The organism is Dellaglioa sp. CoH-56-MRSF-13, assembly GCF_056782095.1.
The window spans coordinates 1-235 of record NZ_JBXAYC010000224.1 but is presented as its reverse complement, the minus strand read 5'-3'; the positions used below and the strand labels follow the sequence as shown (position 1 = coordinate 235).

Below are 235 nucleotides of genomic sequence, written 5' to 3'. Positions count from 1 at the left end.
GATTGGCGCGTGACACGGTATTCCATGCCGAACGCGCGGTCTTCATCGCGTGGTTGACGGTGGTGCGGCGTTCGATCTTTTCGCCCTTCACGTCTTTGAAAAGAAGTTTTTCAAAGAGGTCGTCGGCGAAAGCCGTATCGATGCTCGATACCCGCCGCGTTCCAAGGCGCCGCCCGTCCTGCAATAGATATTCGCAGATCATTTTGATGCCGGTCTCGTGTACGCGGCATTGACC

General features: G+C 56.2%; 1 protein-coding gene. It reads right to left on the bottom strand.

Features of this window, described 5'->3' with window-relative positions; all coding sequences use genetic code 11:
• Positions 1–235, bottom strand: a 235-nt coding sequence (locus AC1RP1_RS08495) for a hypothetical protein (protein WP_481762805.1), incomplete at both ends; no start/stop codon positions are given.